At 52.2% G+C, this 21723-nt stretch carries 19 protein-coding genes and 5 tRNA genes; 2 read left to right on the forward strand and 22 right to left on the reverse strand.

Features of this window, described 5'->3' with window-relative positions; translation table 11 throughout:
• Positions 1–236 precede the first annotated feature (236 nt).
• Entirely contained in the window at positions 237–2312 is a 2076-nt protein-coding gene (locus tag DYH27_RS06220) for an LTA synthase family protein (RefSeq protein ID WP_025067933.1), read from the forward strand.
• Positions 2313–2439: 127 nt separating this feature from the next.
• On the opposite strand, the gene DYH27_RS06225 is transcribed toward DYH27_RS06220, so the two are convergent.
• Together DYH27_RS06225 and DYH27_RS13560 are read right to left on the reverse strand one after the other, a co-directional pair.
• Positions 2440–2853 carry an EamA family transporter gene (locus tag DYH27_RS06225; RefSeq protein WP_025067934.1) on the reverse strand — a complete coding sequence of 138 codons (414 nt, stop codon included), beginning with the start codon at positions 2851–2853 and terminating at the stop codon, positions 2440–2442.
• 62 nt (positions 2854–2915) lie between these two features.
• Positions 2916–3089, reverse strand: a complete 174-nt coding sequence (locus DYH27_RS13560) for a hypothetical protein (protein WP_244595151.1) — start codon at positions 3087–3089, stop codon at positions 2916–2918.
• Between DYH27_RS13560 and DYH27_RS13565 the strand changes: the two genes are divergently transcribed.
• Positions 3072–3269, forward strand: coding sequence for a four helix bundle suffix domain-containing protein (locus DYH27_RS13565; RefSeq protein ID WP_244595152.1), 198 nt, complete (start codon positions 3072–3074; stop codon positions 3267–3269). The genes DYH27_RS13560 and DYH27_RS13565 overlap by 18 nt on opposite strands.
• 152 nt (positions 3270–3421) lie before the next feature.
• Here the strand turns inward: DYH27_RS13565 and DYH27_RS06235 are convergent, their stop codons facing one another.
• From DYH27_RS06235 to DYH27_RS06330, 20 genes are all read right to left on the reverse strand, one after another.
• Positions 3422–3754, reverse strand: coding sequence for a DUF3467 domain-containing protein (locus tag DYH27_RS06235; RefSeq protein ID WP_004351845.1), 333 nt, complete (start codon positions 3752–3754; stop codon positions 3422–3424).
• A 239-nt stretch (positions 3755–3993) separates the two neighbouring features.
• Positions 3994–8367, reverse strand: a complete 4374-nt coding sequence (gene rpoC, locus DYH27_RS06240; protein ID WP_004351854.1) for a DNA-directed RNA polymerase subunit beta' — start codon at positions 8365–8367, stop codon at positions 3994–3996.
• Between the two features lie 28 nt (positions 8368–8395).
• A complete protein-coding gene (rpoB, locus tag DYH27_RS06245) occupies positions 8396–12205 on the reverse strand; it encodes a DNA-directed RNA polymerase subunit beta (RefSeq protein WP_029216583.1) in 3810 nt (1269 codons plus the stop codon).
• Positions 12206–12357: 152 nt separating this feature from the next.
• On the reverse strand, positions 12358–12735 hold the full coding sequence (rplL, locus tag DYH27_RS06250; RefSeq protein ID WP_004351841.1) for a 50S ribosomal protein L7/L12: 378 nt from the start codon (positions 12733–12735) through the stop codon (positions 12358–12360).
• Between the two features lie 61 nt (positions 12736–12796).
• A complete protein-coding gene (rplJ, locus tag DYH27_RS06255; protein WP_004351857.1) occupies positions 12797–13315 on the reverse strand; it encodes a 50S ribosomal protein L10 in 519 nt (172 codons plus the stop codon).
• 18 nt (positions 13316–13333) lie between these two features.
• Positions 13334–14026 carry a 50S ribosomal protein L1 gene (gene rplA, locus DYH27_RS06260; RefSeq protein ID WP_004351870.1) on the reverse strand — a complete coding sequence of 231 codons (693 nt, stop codon included), beginning with the start codon at positions 14024–14026 and terminating at the stop codon, positions 13334–13336.
• Positions 14027–14047: 21 nt separating this feature from the next.
• Complete coding sequence (gene rplK, locus DYH27_RS06265; RefSeq protein WP_004351875.1) at positions 14048–14488, reverse strand: 50S ribosomal protein L11; 441 nt, start codon at positions 14486–14488, stop codon at positions 14048–14050.
• Between the two features lie 54 nt (positions 14489–14542).
• Positions 14543–15091 carry a transcription termination/antitermination protein NusG gene (gene nusG / locus DYH27_RS06270; RefSeq protein ID WP_004351838.1) on the reverse strand — a complete coding sequence of 183 codons (549 nt, stop codon included), beginning with the start codon at positions 15089–15091 and terminating at the stop codon, positions 14543–14545.
• A gap of 12 nt (positions 15092–15103) precedes the next feature.
• Complete coding sequence (secE, locus tag DYH27_RS13725; protein WP_004351832.1) at positions 15104–15295, reverse strand: preprotein translocase subunit SecE; 192 nt, start codon at positions 15293–15295, stop codon at positions 15104–15106.
• A 17-nt stretch (positions 15296–15312) separates the two neighbouring features.
• Positions 15313–15385: transfer RNA gene (locus tag DYH27_RS06280), tRNA-Trp, on the reverse strand.
• A gap of 67 nt (positions 15386–15452) precedes the next feature.
• A complete protein-coding gene (gene tuf / locus DYH27_RS06285) occupies positions 15453–16649 on the reverse strand; it encodes an elongation factor Tu (protein WP_013671024.1) in 1197 nt (398 codons plus the stop codon).
• A 68-nt stretch (positions 16650–16717) separates the two neighbouring features.
• Positions 16718–16789: transfer RNA gene (locus DYH27_RS06290), tRNA-Thr, on the reverse strand.
• Between the two features lie 11 nt (positions 16790–16800).
• Positions 16801–16873: transfer RNA gene (locus tag DYH27_RS06295), tRNA-Gly, on the reverse strand.
• Positions 16874–16890: 17 nt separating this feature from the next.
• Positions 16891–16972: transfer RNA gene (locus DYH27_RS06300), tRNA-Tyr, on the reverse strand.
• Between the two features lie 32 nt (positions 16973–17004).
• Positions 17005–17078 (reverse strand) — tRNA-Thr (locus tag DYH27_RS06305).
• 88 nt (positions 17079–17166) lie between these two features.
• On the reverse strand, positions 17167–17466 hold the full coding sequence (hpf, locus tag DYH27_RS06310) for a ribosome hibernation-promoting factor, HPF/YfiA family (protein WP_004351873.1): 300 nt from the start codon (positions 17464–17466) through the stop codon (positions 17167–17169).
• 22 nt (positions 17467–17488) lie between these two features.
• A complete protein-coding gene (locus tag DYH27_RS06315) occupies positions 17489–18373 on the reverse strand; it encodes a tyrosine recombinase XerC (protein ID WP_004351877.1) in 885 nt (294 codons plus the stop codon).
• A gap of 69 nt (positions 18374–18442) precedes the next feature.
• Positions 18443–18634, reverse strand: coding sequence for a 30S ribosomal protein S21 (gene rpsU / locus DYH27_RS06320; RefSeq protein WP_004351865.1), 192 nt, complete (start codon positions 18632–18634; stop codon positions 18443–18445).
• A gap of 19 nt (positions 18635–18653) precedes the next feature.
• A complete protein-coding gene (locus DYH27_RS06325) occupies positions 18654–19007 on the reverse strand; it encodes a hypothetical protein (RefSeq protein ID WP_025067936.1) in 354 nt (117 codons plus the stop codon).
• 851 nt (positions 19008–19858) lie between these two features.
• Positions 19859–21478 carry a tetratricopeptide repeat protein gene (locus DYH27_RS06330; protein ID WP_004351852.1) on the reverse strand — a complete coding sequence of 540 codons (1620 nt, stop codon included), beginning with the start codon at positions 21476–21478 and terminating at the stop codon, positions 19859–19861.
• Positions 21479–21723 lie beyond the last annotated feature (245 nt).

The following is a 21723-nucleotide window of genomic DNA, read 5'->3' on the forward strand; positions in this document are numbered from 1 at the left end:
TTGCCCATCTCATGTGGTGTTATTGGTAAACACCAATGGTGATGAGTGCCAAACACCAATGGTGATGAGTGCTAAACACCATACAATACGTTGCCGATGTAGAATCAACTTGCTGTTTTCCCCCTGAGAGAACGGCATCCGATAGGTCCTCCGTTCCTCTTTGGGGAAAACGAAGAAGTTTTCTGTTCCGTCCGCTACGTTATCCACGGATTTTATGTAATTTTGCAGCAAAACAAATGACGATGAACAAGAACAAACTGATCTACAGAAACCCTGTCTTCCTCATCGAGACCCGATTCCTGAAACTGTATATGCTCGTAGGATTTCTCCTGCGAATCATCCTGATGTACACGGCACCCGGTGATGTCTCTTTCACTGTAGGAGAGACGGTCAGACTGTTGTGCATCGGGCTGCTCGCCGATTTCGGCATGGGCATCCTGCTCGCCTTGCCGCTACAGATTGTCTACCTCGGACTGAACGAGGGGAAATACCACCGCATCGCGGGATGGGTGATAGAACTGCTGCTGGCTGCGGCCTTCGTCTACGTGCTGTTCTTCCATACCATCTTCCACGAGTATGGCGGCGGTGCGCCCAAGATAGCCCGCCTCTTCCTGGGCTGGAAGCTGTTCAGCTTCTCCATCCGTTTTTTCTTCCCGAAGACGAGGGAGGCATGGCGGAGGGTCTCCCTCTATTTCGTCTGGGCAGTGTACGTCTTCCTGTTCCTGTGCATCACCGCAGGAGAATACATCTTCTGGGGAGAATTCGGAGTAAGGTATAACTTCATCGCCGTAGACTACCTCGTTTACACGCACGAGGTGATTGGGAACATCATGGAGTCGTATGCCATCGTTCCCCTGGTCGGTGCCACACTGCTTCTCACGGCAGGTATCATCTTCCTTCAGTCGCGCCATTACCGGATGAACGTCACCCGGCTGTACGGGGCGAAGCTGCTCATCGTTCACCTCTCCCTCTATGCGGTCTTTGCGACAGGCGCCTACTTCATCCTGTGGGGCACACATACGCTGCAGAGCGACAACCAGTACGTTACGCAACTGGAACAGAACGGAGCGTGCGACTTCGTCATCGCCTTCCAGGGCAACAAACTGGAATATGACAAGTTCTACGCCATGCTGCCCCAGAAGGAATGTGTGCGACTGTACCGGCAGCTGAGCGGCCTGGACAGTAACGGCAGGAAGACCGTCGGCGACAGTCTCGGGGCACAGCGTCCGAACATCGTGCTGATCACCGTGGAAAGTCTCAGTGCCGACTTCCTCACACGATACGGGAACCGGCAGAACCTCACGCCGCAGCTGGACAGGCTCATGCAGGGAAGTCTTGTTTTCGACAGTCTCTATGCCGCCGGCAACAGGACGGTGAGGGGACTGGAGGCCCTGTCGCTCTGTCTGCCGCCGAGTGCAGGGGAGAGCATCATCAAGCGGAAGACCAACCGGATAGGTGGGCTTTCCGTGGGGAGCGTGCTGTCGCACTTAGGCTACAGGGCGCAGTTCATCTACGGCGGCGACAGCTACTTTGACAACATGGGCGACTTCTTCAGCCATAACGGATATGAGGTCATCGACAGGAAATCCATCCCGGACAACCAGGTGACCTTCGCCAATATCTGGGGTGTGTGCGACGAGGATATATTCAGGAAAAGCCTGCAGGTGTTCGATGCCGACCATCGGTCGGGGCATCCTTTCTTCGCACAGATCATGACGACCAGCAATCACCGCCCCTACACCTACCCTGCCGGACGGATAAAGGTAGACGGCGACCCCAACACCCGGGAGGCTGCCGTGAAATACACCGACTACGCCATCGGCAGATTCATCGCCGAGGCGAAGAGGAAAGTCTGGTTCAGGAACACGGTGTTCATCGTCATTGCCGACCACTGCGCCTCCAGCGCGGGAAAGACATCGCTGCCCATCGACCGCTACCACATCCCATGCCTTGTCTATGCCCCGGAAATCATAAGGCGGGGCAAGGTGGGGAAACTCTGTTCGCAGATTGACCTCATGCCAACCGTCCTGTCCCTGCTCCACCTGCGCAGCAGCGTAGCCTTTACAGGACAGGACATCTTTGCCCCGACCTATCATCCCCGCGCATTCATGGCGACCTACCAGGACCTGGGCTATCTGGAGGGCAACCGCCTGACCGTGCTCTCCCCTGTCCGCAAGATAAGGCAATACACCGTGCGCCCACTGCAGGACGGCACCTGCGACGAGCTGCCTGTCAGACAGACAGACCAGAGTCTCGTTCGCCAGGCACAGGCATACTACCAATATACGAACCTGTATGTGAAAGCGAAGTAGACTGAAGGCAGTTCTGCCTGAGAGGGGGGACTGACAACTTCCACAAACGTGGAAGTTCCAGGATATGCCGCAAAAAAGATGGAGTGGAGACTTCCGTACAGGACCGTCTCCACCCCATCATAAAATCTCATACAATCATAAAGATACTGCCCGACGCTATCAGCACGGCACCGATGACGACCTTCAACGACGGCTGTTCGTGCAGGAAAAGGAAGGCAAGCATAATAGTAATCACCACGCTCAGCTTGTCGATCGGTGCCACACGGGAGACATCTCCCAGCTGAATTGCCTTGAAATAGAAAAGCCATGACAACCCGGTGGACAAACCCGAAAAGATGAGGAACACCCACGTATTCCGGTTCACGTCCTTCACCTCACTGAAATGGCATCCGAAGATAACGATACCCCATGTAAGCAGAAGGATAATAGTGGTACGGATGGCAGTGGCAAGATCGGAGTCGACATCCCTGACACCGGCCTTGGCAAAGACGGCGGTCAGTGCCGCAAAGAAAGCTGACAGAAAAGCATACAATTTCCACATAAACATCTGTTTTTTGACGGGCCGGGACCGAACACTATGAGGACTACATCAAGTCGCGCCAGCTACAGCTGTGGAAGAACACGCATCCCCGCTATGCACCGCTGTTCGAACACTGTCGGTCCCACAACGAGTATTCCGACTACGAGCCGTTTGTCTACCGCTGGACAGATGAGGAATTCTGCAACACTGCCGTCACGCTCCTGCATATCACGGACCGCATGATGAGCAGGTATCATGAATTTCTGCAAAAGACGTTCGTGGAACAGGGAGGAATCAAAGAGCGGATGTATGCCGCCCGTACCGGCTACCGCAGACAGCAGAACGAGCTCCTCAAAAGACTACAGCAGGAGAATGCAGTCCTCAAGGCTGAGAACGATCGGCTGAGGAAAGAGCTGGCAAAGATAGCAGGAAGATAGCGAGACGGGCGGGACCAGCGGGAATAAACGAGGATAGCAGCACTAGCAAGACTAACATTTAATAGTTTCGCCAGGACTGCTATCTTTCGATAGAGCCACTAATTTTTGATAGGGCTGCCAGTTTTTTCCAGACCCGCCAGTACCACCAGGACTTACGCCTCGACCTTCCCATTCCCGAAAGGCGCAATGGTACGAGGCCCATTGTCAGACTTGCGGGGACCAATCTCGCCGAACTCCTGCTTGTAGCGGACTATATTCTCCTGCAGGGCGGAAAGAAGGCGAAGAGCATGCTCAGGAGCGATGATGACACGGCTGGTCACGGTGGCCTTAGGCACACCGGGGAGAAGCGTGGCAAAGTCGATTACGAATTCCGAGCTTGAATGGGAGATTATCTGGAAGTTGGTATAGACACCTTTGGCGATTTCCGGTGAGAGGTCGATCTGCAGCTGCTGCCCCTCCTGATTCTGGTTGTTTTTATTGTCCATTCTGATTAATAGGATTTAGATAACAATTCGTTTATTTATTGCAAAGATAACACTTTAAAATCAGCTGCCCAAATAATAACGCAAAAGTTTTTACCTGTCCCCAGGTGTGAAAACAACCTGTCGGCAGGGCATCTGTGACGGATACACCATACAGCCTATACAACAGAAAAGGGATCCACGACATCGCCGTGAATCCCTTTTATTACCTTATGTTTATATACAGGAGGAAAGACCTGGATTTACTCCTTTGTAACCTCTGCTGCCTCCTGGTTGGCATAATCAAGAACGTTCTTCTTGTTGGCCTCCATGCGCTCGTGCTCTTCCTGTGAGCCGACGATGAGCTTCTGCCACTGGCGGAGTCCCGTACCGGCAGGGATAAGGTGACCACAGATAACGTTCTCCTTCATACCCTCAAGGTAGTCTGTCTTGCCACGGAGAGCAGCCTCGTTGAGCACCTTGGTTGTCTCCTGGAAGGAGGCAGCACTCATGAAGCTCTTCGTACCGAGGGCAGCCCGTGTGATACCCTGAAGAATCTGAGTGGCCGTTGCCTGAACGGCATCACGCACCTGGACGAGCTTGAGGTCACGACGCTTGAGGCTTGAATTCTCATCACGCAGCTTGCGGACAGAGAGAATCTGACCCTTATAGCAATTCTCCGAATCGCCCGGATCAGTGACTACTTTCTTGCCCCAAATGCGGTCATTCTCCTCGGCGAAGTCGAGCTTGTCAACCAGTTCCTGCTCAAGGAAAGTCGTATCACCCGGGTCGTCGATACGCACTTTGCGCATCATCTGGCGAACGATAATCTCGAAGTGCTTGTCGTTGATCTTCACACCCTGGAGTCGATACACATCCTGCACCTCATTGACGATATACTCCTGAACAGCCGTCGGTCCCATGATAGACAGGATGTCGGCCGGTGTAATGATACCATCAGACAGTGGAGTGCCGGCACGGACAGCATCATGCTCCTGCACCAGAATCTGCTTGGACAGACTTACAAGATACTTGCGCTGCTCACCGGTCTTGGAAGTCACGATGATTTCACGGTTACCACGCTTTACCTTGCCCATGGTAATCTCACCGTCGATTTCTGATACGACAGCCGGATTAGACGGGTTACGGGCCTCGAAAAGCTCGGTGACACGTGGAAGACCACCTGTAATATCACCGGCACCGCCAACGGAACGCGGAATCTTGACAAGCGTCATACCTGTCTTGACCTCTGCACCGTCCTGGAGAACCTGCTCCAAGTGGCCGCCTACCGGGAGGTTGTAAGTACCGAGGATGTCAGATGGCGCATAAAGGCCGTCATCGCCCTTCTCGGCACCGACCTTGACGATATCAACCGTCGGGACTTTCGTCTTGTCACGTGAATCCGTGATGATACGCTCGGTAAGACCCGTTGCATCATCGGTTTCAGCCTTATAGGTTACACCCTCTTCCACATCGTGCAGACGGAGGACACCGGCATACTCACTGACGATAACGGCATTGAACGGATCCCACTTACAGATAAGGTCGCCTTTCTTGACCGTGTCACCGGACTTGAAGTAGAGAGAACTACCGTAGGGGACGTTGTCCGTAAGGAGAACAATGCCTGTATTGGGATCGATGAAGTGGATCTCCGCCAGACGGCTGACAACCATCTGACACTCCTTGTCCTCATCGTCGACAAACGGTACGGTACGAAGTTCATCGAACTCAATCTTCGCCTCGTTCTTTGCAGTAATCGTTGCATTGGCAGCAGCATTACCAGCTACACCACCGGCGTGGAACGTACGGAGGGTAAGCTGTGTACCCGGCTCACCGATGGCCTGTGCGGCAATGACACCGACCGCCTCACCCATCTGCACCATGCGGGCAGTGGCAAGGTTACGGCCGTAACACTTCTTACATACACCCTTCTTGCTCTCACAGGTAAGTACGGAACGGATTTCAACCATCTCGATCGGCGACTCCTCGATAGCCTGTGCTTTGGCTTCGGTGATTTCCTCGCCGGCAGCGACGATGATGTCACCTGTCGTCGGGTTGATGACATCGTGTACCGACACGCGGCCCAGGATGCGCTCATAAAGCGTTGCGATGGTCTCATCGCCATTCTTCAGTGCCCGGCACTCCAGTCCACGGAGAGAGCCACAGTCCTCCTCGGTGATGATGACATCGTGGGAAACGTCTACAAGACGACGTGTCAGGTATCCGGCATCGGCTGTCTTCATAGCCGTATCGGCCAGACCCTTGCGCGCACCATGAGAAGCGATGAAGTACTCCAGTACGGACATACCCTCCTTGAAGTTGGAGATGATCGGGTTCTCAATGATCTGGGCACCTTCTGCACCCGCTTTCTGAGGTTTCGCCATCAAACCACGCATACCGGCAAGCTGGGCAATCTGATCAGCAGAACCACGGGCACCGGAGTCGAGCATCATATAAACAGCGTTGAAGCCCTGATCAGCCTCGGTCATGTGCTTCATCACACTTGCCTTGAGGTTATTGTTGACGTGTGTCCAGGCATCGATGACCTGATTGTAACGTTCCTTGTCCGTAATGAAACCCATTTCATAGTTGGCCTTCACCTGGTCAACCTCGTCCTGCCCCTTGCCTACGATGTCTTTCTTCTCATCCGGTACGATGATATCATCGAGGTTGAAGGACAGACCGGCAACATAGGCCATATGGTAACCGAGATTCTTGATACCGTCAAGGAACTCGCAGGCACGTGCCATGCCGACAGCCTTGATGACATCGGCAATGAGACCGCGGAGCGACTTCTTGGAAATAATGCCATTGAAGAAGCCAATCTCGGTCGGGATGATCTGGTTGACGATGACACGACCGACAGAAGTCTCTACCATACGCTTCTGTATCTTTCCGTCGACAAGGTCGTCAACGATGACCTTTACCTGTGCATGGAGGTCGCATCGCTTCTCGTTGTAAGCAATGATGGCTTCCTCTGAACCGTAGAAGGAGAGTCCCTCACCCTTGGCACCCGGACGGAGCTTGGTGATATAATAGAGACCGAGTACCATATCCTGTGAAGGGACGGTAATCGGCGCACCATTGGCCGGATTGAGGATATTGTGGCTCTGGAGCATCAGAATCTGCGTTTCCAATACTGCCTCATTGCTCAACGGGAGATGGACGGCCATCTGGTCACCGTCGAAGTCGGCGTTGAACGCCGTACATGCCAGCGGGTGCAGCTGGATAGCCTTACCTTCGATGAGCTTCGGCTGGAAAGCCTGTATACCGAGACGGTGCAGTGTCGGGGCACGGTTCAGCATGACCGGATGCCCTTTCATGACGTTTTCAAGGATGTCCCAGATAACCGGCTCGCGACGATCAACAATCTTCTTGGCACTCTTGACGGTTTTCACGATGCCACGCTCGATGAGCTTGCGGATGATGAACGGCTTGTAAAGCTCAGCTGCCATCAGCTTCGGCAGACCGCATTCGCCCATCCTCAACTCAGGACCAACAACGATTACCGAACGTGCAGAATAGTCAACACGCTTACCGAGGAGGTTCTGACGGAAACGGCCCTGTTTGCCCTTCAGCGAGTCGGAGAGAGACTTCAGAGGACGGTTGCTCTCACTTTTCACTGCCGACGACTTGCGGCTATTGTCGAACAGTGAATCGACAGCTTCCTGAAGCATACGCTTCTCGTTGCGGAGGATAACCTCCGGGGCTTTGATCTCCATGAGCCGCTTCAGACGGTTGTTGCGGATGATCACACGCCGATAGAGGTCGTTGAGGTCGGATGTTGCGAAACGGCCGCCATCCAATGGAACCAGCGGACGGAGTTCCGGGGGTGTAACCGGAATAATCTTCATGATCATCCACTCCGGTCTGTTCACGCCGACTGACTGGCGGAAGCCCTCAACCACCTGCAGACGCTTCAGAGCCTCTGTCTTGCGCTGCTGGCTCGAGTCGGTTGTCGCACGGTCACGCAGCTCGCCGGCAAGACGGTCAAGGTCAATCCCCGTAAGGAGGTCATAAACCGCCTCTGCCCCCATCTTGGCTATGAACTTGCTGGGATCGGAATCATCCAGACGGTCGTTCCCCTCCGGGAGCTTGTTGTCGATGATGTCAAGGTATTCGTCTTCGGAAAGAAGGTCGAACTTGTGAGAACCATTCAGGTCCTCTTCTGTATCGGCATTCTTCATGCCTTCCACGACACCCGGCTGGATGACAACATATTTCTCGTAGTAAATAACAGCATCGAGCTTCTTGGTCGGCATACCCAGAAGATAACCTATTTTGTTTGGAAGACTACGGAAATACCAGATGTGGGCCACCGGGACAACCAGTTCGATGTGTCCGGCACGCTCACGGCGCACCTTCTTCTCCGTCACCTCAACACCACAACGGTCGCAGACAATCCCTTTGTAACGGATGCGCTTGTATTTACCGCAGGCGCATTCATAGTCTTTCGTAGGACCGAAGATACGCTCACAGAACAGACCGTCACGCTCTGGTTTATAGGTACGGTAGTTGATGGTCTCTGGCTTGGTCACCTCACCATAGGAGTTTTCGAGGATTTCCTCAGGTGAAGCCAGTCCGATAGTAATCTTGCTGAAATTACTCTTTACTTTATTATCTTTCTTAAAAGCCATGTTTTACTTTTATTATGGGGTGTACGTATTAATCAAGTTTGATGCTCAGACCGAGGCCGCGCAACTCGTGCAACAGTACGTTCAGCGACTCTGGAATGCCAGGTGTCGGCATCGGCTCGCCCTTGACGATAGCTTCATAAGCCTTTGAACGACCCACAACATCATCTGACTTGATCGTAAGGATTTCCTGAAGGACATGGGATGCACCGAATGCCTCGATGGCCCATACCTCCATCTCTCCGAAACGCTGACCGCCGAACTGTGCCTTGCCGCCGAGTGGCTGCTGGGTGATCAGTGAGTAAGGGCCGATGCTGCGGGCGTGCATCTTGTCCTCGACCATATGACCGAGCTTCAGGAAGTAAGTGATACCCACCGTGGCCGGCTGGTCAAACTTCTCGCCTGTCTCACCATCATAGATGTATGTCGAGCAGAGATTGGGCAGACCCGCTTTGTCCGTCCATTCCTTCAGATCGGAGAGTTTGGCACCGTCGAAAATCGGCGTGGCGAACTTCACCCCTAACTTACGGCCTGCCGCACCGAGAATCGCCTCGAAGATCTGACCGAGGTTCATACGTGAAGGCACACCCATCGGGTTCAGCACCAGGTCGACCGGACTTCCGTCCTCGAGGAACGGCATATCCTCTGTACGTACGACCTTCGATACGATACCCTTGTTGCCATGACGGCCAGCAAGTTTGTCACCGACCTGGATCTTACGTTTCTTGGCGATGTATACCTTCGCCATCTGAAGCACACCCGACGGAAGTTCATCGCCGATGGTGATAGCGAACTTCCTGCGCTTCAGCTCTGCATCCATCTGCTTGTACTTGCGGATGTAATTCATGATCAGCTTCTGAATCAACAGGTTGGTATGCTCATCGTCTGTCCAGCCATTGGACTGGATTCCCTCGTAGTCGAGATTCTTCAATGCGGCAACGGTGAACTTGCTGCCCTTGGTGATAATCTCTGCATCAGAATAGTCCTTGACACCCTCCGACACCTTATCAGCCGTCAGTTCGAGCAGCTTGTCGACCAGAAGATCCTTCAAGTCGTTGACCTTTGCTTCCTGCTCCTCGTCGATCTTGGCAAGTGTCACCTTGTCCTGACGCTTGCTCTCACGTGTCTTGATGGCACGGCTGAAGAGTTTCTTGTCTATGACGACACCGCTCAGTGACGGATTGGCTTTCAGGGATGAATCCTTCACATCGCCGGCCTTGTCGCCAAAAATGGCACGGAGAAGCTTCTCCTCCGGTGACGGATCGCTCTCACCCTTCGGCGAAATCTTACCGATCATGATGTCGCCGGGCTCCACACGAGCACCGACACGGATGATACCGTTGTCGTCGAGGTCCTTTGTCGCCTCTTCGCTGACATTCGGGATGTCCGACGTAAACTCCTCTACGCCACGCTTCGTCTCGCGCACTTCAAGCGAATACTCGTCAACATGGACAGAAGTCAGCACGTCCTCACGCACCATGCGCTCTGAAATGACAACGGCATCCTCATAGTTGTAGCCCTTCCAAGGCATATAAGCAACCAGCAGGTTGCGGCCAAGTGCCAGCTCACCATTCTCTGTAGCATAGCCCTCGGTAAGGATGTCACCCTTCTTCACACGCTGCCCCTTGTCGCAGATCGGACGGAGGTCGACAACCATGTTCTGGTTGGTGCGGCGGAACTTAGGAATACGGTACTCCTTCAACGCCGGTTCGAAGCTGACGAACTCCTCCTCTTCCGTACGGTCGTAGAGGATGCGGATGGTCGTGGCATCTACATATTCTATAATACCGTCTCCTTCGGCAGTAACCATCGTACGTGAGTCCTCACAGACCTGCTTCTCAAGGCCCGTACCGACAATCGGCGCATCATTATGAAGCAACGGCACCGCCTGACGCATCATGTTACAACCCATCAGCGCACGGTGACCGTCGTCATGCTCCAGGAAAGGAATCAAACCTGCCGACACAGAAGCAATCTGTTGCGGAGACACATCAATAAGGTTGACCGAATCTGGCCCGACAACCGGATAATCAGCATCCTGACGGCACTTGACCGTTTCACGGATGAACGTACCGTCATCGTTCAACGGCGCATTGCCCTGTCCGATAATCTGGTCTTCCTCCTCTTCCGCTGTCAGGAAAACGACATCCTTGTTGTCCATGTCCACCTTGGAATCCTTCACACGGCGGTAAGGGGTCACGATGAAGCCGAGGTCGTTGATCTTGGCATACATACAGAGAGAAGAGATCAGTCCGATGTTAGGACCTTCAGGAGACTCGATCGGGCACAGACGGCCATAGTGGGTATAGTGGACGTCACGCACCTCGAATCCGGCACGTTCACGCGACAGACCACCGGGACCCAGGGCGGAAAGACGACGCTTGTGGGTGACCTCAGCCAGCGGGTTCGTCTGGTCCATGAACTGGCTCAGCGGATTGGTACCGAAGAACGAGTTGATGACGCTTGAAATGGTCTTTGCATTAATCAGGTCCGTCGGCTGGAACACCTCACTGTCACGGACGTTCATGCGTTCGCGGATAGTACGGTTCATGCGTGCCAGCCCGATGGAGAACTGGTTGGCCAGCTGCTCGCCTACAGTACGGACACGGCGGTTTGACAGGTGGTCAATATCATCAACCGTGGCATTTGAGTTGATCAGGCTGATGAGATATTTGATGATTTCAATGATGTCATCCTTTGTCAGCACACGGACATCCATGTCTGTATCCAGATTCAGCTTCTTGTTGATACGGTAACGTCCCACCTCGCCCAGGTCATACCGTTTGTCGGAGAAGAAAAGGTTCTGGAATACCTCCCGGGCACTGGCGTCATCGGCAGCATCCGCATTGCGCAGCTGACGGTAGATATAGTTCACAGCCTCCATCTCCGAATGGCTCGGGTCTTTGGCAAGCGTATTGAAGATGATGGAATACTTGTTGGCGGCCTCCTCATCTTTATGGAGCAGAATGGTTGATACAGAACTGTCGAGAATCTCATCTACGTTCTCTTCCGTAATGACGGTCTCACGTTCTACAACCACCTCGTTGCGCTCAATGGAAACCACCTCGCCGGTATCCTCATCCACGAAATCCTCCGTCCAGGTCTTCATCACGTTACCCGCAATCTTGCGGCCGATGGCAGCTTTCATGTTCTTCTTGTTGACTTTCACCTCCTCGCAAAGATCGAAAATCTGGAGAATGTCACGGTCGGTCTCGTAGCCGATGGCACGGAGCATGGTGGTGACGGGCAGCTTCTTCTTGCGGTCGATGTAAGCATACATGACATTGTTGATGTCGGTAGCGAACTCGATCCATGAACCCTTGAACGGAATAATACGGGCACTGTAAAGAACGGTACCGTTGGCATGGACACCCTGTCCGAAGAAAACACCCGGAGAACGGTGCAGCTGGGAAACGACGACACGCTCGGCACCGTTGATCACGAAAGTACCGTTGCTCGTCATGTAAGGAATTGTACCCAGGAACACATCCTGAATAAACGTACCGAAGTCCTCATGGTCCGGATCCGTACAATACAGCTTCATCTTGGCCTTCAAGGGTACGCTATAGGTCAGGCCACGCTCCAGACACTCCTCTATGGAGTATCTCGGGGGGTCAACATAGTAATCCAGGAACTCAAGGACGAAATTATTACGCGTGTCGGTGATAGGGAAGTTCTCTGCGAACACCTTATACAAACCGTCATTCTTGCGTTCCTCAGGCGGAGTGTCCAGCTGCAGGAAGTCACGGAAAGACTTCAGTTGCACATCGAGGAAATCCGGATAGGGATACGGATTCTTAACGCTGGCGAAATTTATTCTGGGTTTGTTTTCTAATGCCATAAACTGAAATTGAATAATCGAATGTTTAAAGTCCGGCGACGGACTGAAGAGGGAGTACAACTCCCTGTCAGTGTCAAAAGACACAAAAAGGTTAGGACTCACCTACCTGGTAAATCCTAACCGTATTGTATGAAATGTAAGGTAGAAGTAAATTACTTCAGTTCAACCTTTGCGCCCTCAGCCTCGATAGCCTTCTTCAGGTTCTCAGCCTCAGCCTTTGCCATGCCCTCCTTCAGGGTAGAAGGAGCACCGTCTACGAGGTCCTTAGCTTCCTTCAGACCGAGACCGCAAGCCTCCTTGACAGCCTTAACGACCTTCAGCTTGTTAGCGCCGACCTCAGCGAGGACAACGTCAAACTCCGACTTCTCCTCAGCCGCACCGGCTGCACCGGCTGCAGCAGGACCAGCAACAGCAACAGCTGCAGCTGCAGGCTCGATACCATACTCGTCCTTGAGGACAGTTGCCAACTCATTTACTTCCTTAACAGTAAGATTTACTAACTCTTCTGCAATAGCTTTTACGTCTGCCATTTTATTCTAACTTTTTAATTTTTTGTTCTAAAAATAATATATCTTTTGACTTTATCAGATTTTACTCAGGACGCTCGCCTAAAGTCTTAAGCACACCGTGGAGGGTGCCAGCGCCTGACTGGAGAGCAGAAACAACGTTCTTTGCCGGAGACTGCAGCAATGCCACAATGTCTGCAATGACCTCGTTCTTGCTCTTGAGAGCTGCAAGTTCCTCGAGCTTCTCGGCACCGACGAACAGAGTCTCCTCTGCGTAAGCAGCCTTCAGAGAGGGAACACCCTCCTTCTTGTACTCTTTCAGCAGCTTTGCCGGAACATTCGCAGTCTGTGTGAACAGCACTGCCGTATTGCCCTTGAGAGAACCATACAGTGGTTCAAAATCTACATCTGAAGCCTCAAAAGCCTTGTGGAGAAGTTTGTTCTTCACGACGACCATATTGATCTCGCTCTTGAAGCACTTGCGGCGGAGAGCACTCGTAGCCTCTGCGTTCAGACCGGTCACGTCAACCAGATAGAAATGAGGATAACTACGGAGCTTCTCACCGAGTTCAGCGATAATTGTATCTTTTACTTCTTTCTTCATTGTACAAAACTTTTAGAGTTATTCAACTGATTTAGGATCAATCTTGACACCCTTACTCATTGTGCTCGAAATAAAGATACTCTTGATATATGTACCTTTAGCAGCAGCAGGCTTCAACTTGATGACAGTAGAGATGAACTCCTTGGCGTTACCATAAATCTGCTCAGGAGTCATGCTGACCTTGCCGATTGAGGTGTGGATAATACCCGTCTTGTCAACCTTGAAGTCAATCTTACCCTGCTTTACTTCCTTTACTGCCTTAGCGACATCCATAGTCACCGTACCGCTCTTCGGGTTCGGCATCAAGCCGCGAGGACCGAGTACACGGCCTAAAGGCCCTAACTTGCCCATGCAGGACGGCATCGTGATGATGACGTCCACATCCGTCCAGCCGCCCTTGATCTTTTCAACGTATTCGTCGAGACCAACGTAATCAGCACCAGCCTCCTTAGCGGCAGCCTCCTGATCAGGTGTACAGAGACAGAGCACACGGGTAACCTTGCCGGTACCGTTAGGTAGTGACACGACGCCACGGACCATCTGGTTCGCCTTGCGAGGATCCACGCCGAGACGGACATCCACATCTACAGAAGCGTCAAACTTGGTAGTGGTGATTTCCTTCACCAGCTTAGCCGCCTCTTCCAATGAATATGCCTTCCCTGCTTCAACCTTCTCAGCTACTGATTTCTGATTTTTTGTCAGTTTACTCATTTTTACTTCTGAAGTTTAAAATTATTTACCAGGGAAGTCCCCTTTTACAGTGATACCCATACTGCGGGCCGTACCGGCAATCAGCTTCATGGCACTCTCCACCGTGAAACAGTTGAGATCCGGCATCTTGTCTTCTGCGATAGCCTTTACCTGCTCCCAAGTTACGGATGCGACCTTCTTGCGGTTCGGCTCTCCTGAGCCGCCTTTCACCTTGGCAGCCTCCATGAGCTGTACGGCTGCGGGAGGTGTCTTGATGATGAAGCTGAAAGACTTATCGTTGTAGTAAGTAATTACGACTGGAAGAACTTTGCCAGCCTTGTCCTGGGTACGGGCGTTGAACTCCTTGCAGAATCCCATGATGTTGATACCCTTGGAACCCAATGCAGGGCCTACTGGGGGGGATGGATTTGCAGCGCCACCTTTAATCTGTAATTTGATTAATCCAGCTACTTCTTTAGCCATTTCTTTGTTAATATTAAAAATTAAACTATAAGTCGAACAGTATCCGTAACAATACTATTCTTCTTTTGCGACTTGCATAAAACTCAGCTCCAGCGGATTCTGGCGACCGAAAATCATCACCATCACCTTCAGCTTGTGCTTCTCGGTATTCACCTCTTCGATGACACCGTGGAAACCGCTGAAAGGACCGTCGGTGACCTGAACCGTCTCACCCACCAGATAGGGAATATCCTGAACCTCATCAAGTTCGGTCTCTTCCACATTGCCCAGCAGACGGTTGATGTCTGCCTGACGGACAGGTGAGGGGTCGGACATACCTCCGAGAAATCCCAATACATTAGGCATGAAACGCAACGTAGAAGCTACGTCTGGACTCATGTTGGCCTGGACAAGCACATAGCCGGGGAGACTCAGTTTCTCCTTGACGACACGCTTACCGTCTTTACGCACAGTTGCATGTTTCTCCATAGGCAGCAACACCTCGAAGACACGCTCAGCAAGTTTCTCGTTCAGCCGCAGCTGGGCATCGATATACTCCTTTACCTTGCCCTCTTTGCCACTGACCGCCCGAAGAACATACCATTTCTTTTCTGTATCAGCCATTTTCCTAATGAATTAACCTGGATATACGAAATTCATCACATGCTGGAATACGAAGTCCATGGCAAACACAACCAATGCAATGACAAGGGAAGCAGTTAAAACAACCATTGCACTATGTGTAAGCTGGGCACGTGATGGCCATGTAGTCTTATGCGCAAGTTCGTCGTAGCAGTCCTTGCAATAATTAACTATCTTCTTAAACATAAAATCTTCTCTTTTTGCACGGGTTGAAGGACTCGAACCCTCGACACCTGGTTTTGGAGACCAGTGCTCTACCGACTGAGCTAAACCCGTAAGTCAGTTCCCGGTTCCGGAAGAACCGGGAACTGAATATCTGTGTAATCTACGACTTACCTTGTAATTACTTGATGTCGTCGAGGATTGCAGTAATCTGACCGGAACCTACCGTACGACCACCCTCACGGATAGCGAAACGGAGACCCTCGTTCAGCGCAACCTTGTAAATCAGGTCGACCTCGATCTCAACGTTGTCACCAGGCATTACCATCTCAACACCCTCCGGGAGCTTGATCTCACCTGTACAGTCCATTGTACGGAGGTAGAACTGCGGACGGTACTTGTTGCCGAACGGTGTGTGACGGCCACCCTCTTCCTTCTTCAGAACGTAGATGGAAGCCTTGAAGTGATCGTGAGGAGTGATGGCACCCGGGTGTACGACTACCATACCACGCTTCACCTCTGCCTTGTCGATACCACGGAGGAGCAGACCTACGTTGTCGCCTGCCTGACCCTGTGCGAGGTTCTTGCGGAACATCTCGACACCTGTGATGACAGACTTCTTGTCCTCACCGAGACCGAGCAGCTGGACTTCGTCGCCCACCTTGCATACACCTGTCTCGATACGGCCGGTGGCAACAGTACCACGACCTGTGATAGAGAAGACATCTTCAACTGGCATCAAGAACGGCTTGTCAACCTCACGTACAGGCTCCTGAATCCAGGTGTCAACGGTGTCCATGAGCTGCATGACAGAGTCAACCCACTTCTCAACACCGTTCAATGCGCCGAGCGCAGAACCGCGGATGATCGGGGTATCCTCTTCGTAACCGTACTGCTCGAGGATTTCACGGACCTCCATCTCAACGAGGTCGAGCATCTCCTCATCGTCAACCATGTCACACTTGTTCAGGAAGACAACCAGACGAGGCACGTTCACCTGACGGGCGAGCAGCACGTGCTCACGGGTCTGAGGCATAGGACCGTCGGTAGCAGCTACAACCAAGATGGCACCGTCCATCTGAGCGGCACCGGTAACCATGTTCTTCACATAGTCAGCGTGACCCGGACAGTCTACGTGTGCGTAGTGACGTTTTGCTGTTTCGTATTCGATGTGTGCAGAGTTAATGGTAATACCACGCTCTTTCTCCTCCGGAGCATTGTCAATCTGGTCGAAAGACTTGACATCTTCAGAACCGAAGCCCTTCTCGTGAAGAACCTTTGAGATTGCTGCAGTAAGAGTGGTCTTACCGTGGTCAACGTGACCGATAGTACCAATGTTTACATGCGGTTTGGTGCGCACGAATTCTTCTTTAGCCATAGCTTTTTCCTATTTAATATTAAATGAATAATCTGTGCTTTTTAGTTACACTCACTGAACGGCGGAAGAGCTGTAACTGAGAGTTGAACTCAGGACCTCTTCCTTACCAAGGAAGTGCTCTACCACTGAGCTATTACAGCAAAACCACGAGAGCGGAAAACGGGACTCAAACCCGCGACCCCCAGCTTGGAAGGCTAGTGCTCTATCAACTGAGCTATTTCCGCAGATTACATTTCCGATGTGGGTAGTGATGGATTCGAACCACCGAAGCAAGAAGCAGCAGATTTACAGTCTGCCCCATTTGGCCACTCTGGAAACTACCCGTCATCTCAATGTGTCCTCTCAGCCAGAGGAGAGCCTCTTGTCGGATTCGAACCAACGACCCCGAGATTACAAATCACGTGCTCTGGCCAACTGAGCTAAAGAGGCGTTACTTTGCAGCCGAAGGCTACTTGTCGTAAAACGGCTGCAAAGGTAAGGCTTTTATTTTAATCCCCAAAATATTTCAAGGATTTTTTCAACGCTTTCTCTGTTTTTCCTTATGCTTGGTAAGCTGGACCTTCATCGCATCCAGACACAGGTCGACACCTTCCTCGAACGTGTCGCAGGTCTTCTCCACGAACAGCGTCGTACCGGGAACGGTGACGGAAAGGCTCGTGGTCTTATTTAATGCGGTGGCCGGCTTCTCCACCTTCAACTGCACCTCTACTTTCTGAATGTCTTCGTAAGACTTTTCCAACTTTTCGGCCTTCTTGTTGATGAAGGCCTGTAACTTCTCGGTAGTGTCGAAATGAATCGACTGAATCTTAATTTCCATAGGTACCTCCGTTTTTAAAAGGTTAAGCCCTTGGATGGGCATTCTTATAGACTTTCTTCAGCTGCTCGAAAGTGGTATGCGTGTAGATCTCCGTCGTCGACAGACTCTCATGCCCGAGCAGCTTCTTCACACTTTCCAGTCCTGCCTCATGATTGAGCATCGCCGTGGCGAACGTGTGGCGGAGAACATGCGGCGTGCGCTTCTTCAGCGTCGACACTTTCGATAGGTTCTTCTTCACCAGCGCCCTCACCTGTGCATTCGTTATCCGTTCACCCTTCTCCGTACGGAACAGGGTCGGGGAGCTGTCTCCCGTCCTGGCATCACGCACACACCGGTAGGCGGCGAGCGTCTCTTCCAGCTCCTTGCCGAAAGGAATGATACGCTGCTTGTTCCGCTTGCCGGTCACTTTCAGCTCGCAGGTGACATCGTCGACATCCCTGTCGTCCAGTCCTGTCAGCTCCGACAGGCGGATGCCTGTCTCGTAGAACGTCACAATCAGCGTGCGGGCAAGCACGTCTTCATAGCCGTCTGTCCACATCGCCGGGTCCAGCAGCTGTTCCATCTCCGATTCCTTGAGGAACTGCGGAAGGGGCTTCTGCCGTCTGGGACCTTGCAGGCCGTGGACAGGGTCCTTGCTGACAAGTCCGCATCGGAGGGCGAACCGGTAGAAAGACCGCAATGCACTGATCCGCCGGTTGACGGATGATGCGGCGTTGCCCTTGTCCATCATGTCCTCCATCCAGTCTCTGACGACATCCGTGTCTACAGACTCCCAGGTAATCTGCGGGTCGAGTTCCTGGCAGAACCGCTCGAACGCTTCCAGGTCCTTGCGGTAGCTGATTACGGTCATCGGGGAATAGTTCCGCTCTAACCTCAAGTAATCCAAGAACATATCAATCATCGGCACATTGTCGGATCGTTTATGGCAACGAATTTACGGAAATTAATCCGGACTACCAAATTTTCAAGGAAGATTTTACTCCTCTGCGTCGCGAAGCTTCTGTACGTAAACGGCGTGTTCCATTTTCAGGCGCTTCTTGACAGATGGCTTGTCAAACTGCTGACGAGCACGGAGCTCTTTTACGACACCTGTCTTCTCAAACTTTCTCTTGAACTTCTTGAGCGCGCGCTCGATGTTCTCGCCGTCCTTTACTGGTACAATAATCATGCTTTTTGTTTTAAATTATTTATTGATTAAACATCTGCGAAAGGGCATGATACCACTTTTGCGCCTGCAAAGTTACACTTAATTCTCCTAACCGCCAAACAATTGCGGATTTTTCATCCGGACAGGGTCTTAAAACAGTTAAAACGGCTTTACAGGGGACTATCTTCCCAAAAGAGCCGGGCAGCACCTTATTAATAATGTCATCCAAAGCCATATCCATGATGGATCGCCTGCCCCGGCTTCCGGCAATATACTTCATAATCAGCCGCATGACATTGAAAACATCCGCAATCGGCAGAATAAAGCATATTATATTCTGCCGCAACAGGATTTTTTGCACCATTGCGGCAGAATCAAACATAAAATCATTCATACAACCCAAAGACTGCCTACAACAAAAGTACATTTTCGATTTGCTGTCATTTTTTGATATTCTTCATGCGTACATTGTGTATCATCTTGTCATGCATTTCTAAAGCCTGACGGCATTATAATGCCTGACGGAGTCCGTACCGGGCTTGACACCGAGGATGAATCCCACCTGCATCCATGGCGTTTGCCATCAACATACTGACAGAGAATGCCCTACCGGCATTTCAAACAGGATAAAACAAAAAACGTAACACGTGTTTCACAACAGATGTTACGCTATAAACTTAGAGAGTTGTAAAATCATTCAATCAGGTTATTTTTACCTTTGTGCCTCTCGCCAGAGGTCACGACGAATTTATGTTGTCTGGTAAAAGAGTATCACATAATTTCATTGTCGAGAACACTGCCTGTCATCTGCCCCTGCAGCTTCGCTGCCAAAGCCAATAAGCATACAGGCGGAAACCGACTAAGGAGAACACATTAAGAGTGACTTATAGGTAACTGGCGTGCAAGCCCATCACGCATGAATCTCCTTATATTATTATATTACCTGTTTTTCTCATCAGGAGTCTGCTAATATTCTCATCGCCCTGTTCTTCTCAGCAGGTCTCTCTCCTGCCCCTACTGACAGCAATGAGACCGGCTGCCGGTTTACGACTTCCTGTATCGGCGAAGACGTGTTGCAAAGTTATGGAACAGCACGAAAAAACGCCGCACAAAGACCTTGAAATCTTTGTGCGGCGAGAGAGAATTGTCAAACCAGGCTGGAATTTACCCCCTCGAAACAAAATTTAACAATCTGAAAACCAATTTGTTACATACAACAACAGGTTTTTTGACATCAAGAAAAGGTCATGCGCTGATATTCGTGTCATCTCCCTGCTGTTTCTGCCGGCGTATGTTGTAACGCATGGTGCGGATGCTGCCGTTGGAGACGTTCATGATCCGGGCAATCTCGGCATCGTTGTAGCCCTTCTTCCAGAGATAGAAGAAGATGGTGGGCTTCGCCGTCAGCTTCTCGCTCAGGGTGGCGAAGACATCCGGATCGATGAAACGTGCGTAGCAGATGTAGCGTTCCTGCGTGTCCTTGTCCCAGCCTTCCATCGTGGCCGTACCCCGTTCTATCGATTCGTAGAGGGGCTTTCCGTCGATGATCCGGTCGGCCTGCGTCTTGGAGTATTCCTTCACCTGTCCCTTGAGCTTCTCTATCTCGTGCGTCTGCCGGTAGGTCTTCCGCCTGAGCTTTCCCATCCGTTCGCGCGACCTGCGGATGTACCGCCGTGCCAGCAGGAACACATATCCGCCTGCCAGCAGGACGACGATGCCGGCGAACGTCATCCGCAGGCGGTTCTGCCGCTGGTTTTCCTGTTCCAGTTTGCGTGCGAGGTAATCGCGCTCCTGCACGGAGGCCTCGTTGAGCAGCCGGGCGTTGTGCCGTGCCAGTGCCGTGCCTACCGTATCGAGCCGGCGGCGTGCGTGCAGCTCTTCGTCCTTTGCCCCCATGTCGCTGTAGAACCGTGCCAGCGACCTGAGGAAACTTACCATCGGGGTGCGGTAGCTGCCGTCAGCACGGTAGAGGGAATCGGCCAGCGTCACGGACCGCTGCAGACATCGCTGGGTGTCGGCCGGGCGGTGCTCCATCCATGCGATGCGTGCCAGCCCCAGCTGGGCGTCCGGCATCCGTCCGTCGGCTATCAGGGCGTGTGAGAGATAGTATTTCGCCTTCGGCAGGTCGTTCTGTTCCAGGTAGTAGCTGCCGAACACCTCGTTGAAAATGTCGAACCGGTGGTCGTTGAACTTCGCCCTTTCACGGATGGCGAGCCGCAGATAGTAGTCGGCGCTGTCCTTCTGGCCGTTCTGCCGGAAGATGGTGGAGATGTCGTAGTGGGTGACGAGCTGCCCCACGGGGTCGTCCCTGCTGTCCATGAGCCTCACCATCTGCTGCATATAGCGGACGGCCATGTCGAAGTTGCCGAGCTGCTCGTAGACGGTGCTGAGCTGCTGGTAGAGACGTGCGCGGAACTCCGGGTCGTCATCGGGGAGGATGAGGAGGGCGTTCTCCAGCGCCACCATGCCTTCCACGGGCTTTCCGTAGCAGAGGTTGCTGATCATTCCCTGCCAGTAATAGCTCTCGGCCAGCTTCGGGCTGTCGTGCCGCTCCAGTTTCTGTACGGCGGTCGTGATGACGGAGTCGAGGCGGGGCGGGAAGCTCTGCGTCATATAGTTCAGAAAGAACTGCGCCTTGGCCTTGGCCAGCAGCATCCGTCCCTCTTCCTCTTCCTCGTCCGACAGGCCGCCACAGGCCAGTATGCTGTCAGTCCGGTGAAGGACGACCGCTGCCAGTTTGGGGTTGTCCGACTCCTTCTCTATCTTCCGGAGGGAGGGGTTACCGCTGCAGGCGGCAAGGAACACGATTGTCAGGACAGCGATCCACAGGCTTCTGTTCGTGCTCTCGTTTCTCTTCCGGTTCATTCTGTCAGATCTGTTTTGTTCCATAGTCTGCAAAGTTAAACAATCTTTTGCAGACTATGGCTTTTTACCCGAGGTTTGCGTTTCCCTCCCGGCCTATTTGCATAATCCGGACAGTTCTTTGCTGTTTCCCGGCAAAGTCCGGCTGCATACGATTCGCCCTGCGGCCAAGAAATCAAGCAGTCCAATTCAGACCGAAGAGGGATGAAATCCGTCTTGATGACTTTTTGCTTTTTACCCTTTTCGTT

Origin of the sequence: Prevotella denticola (genome assembly GCF_900454835.1) — a bacterium.
Classification (GTDB): Bacteria; Bacteroidota; Bacteroidia; order Bacteroidales; family Bacteroidaceae; genus Prevotella; species Prevotella denticola.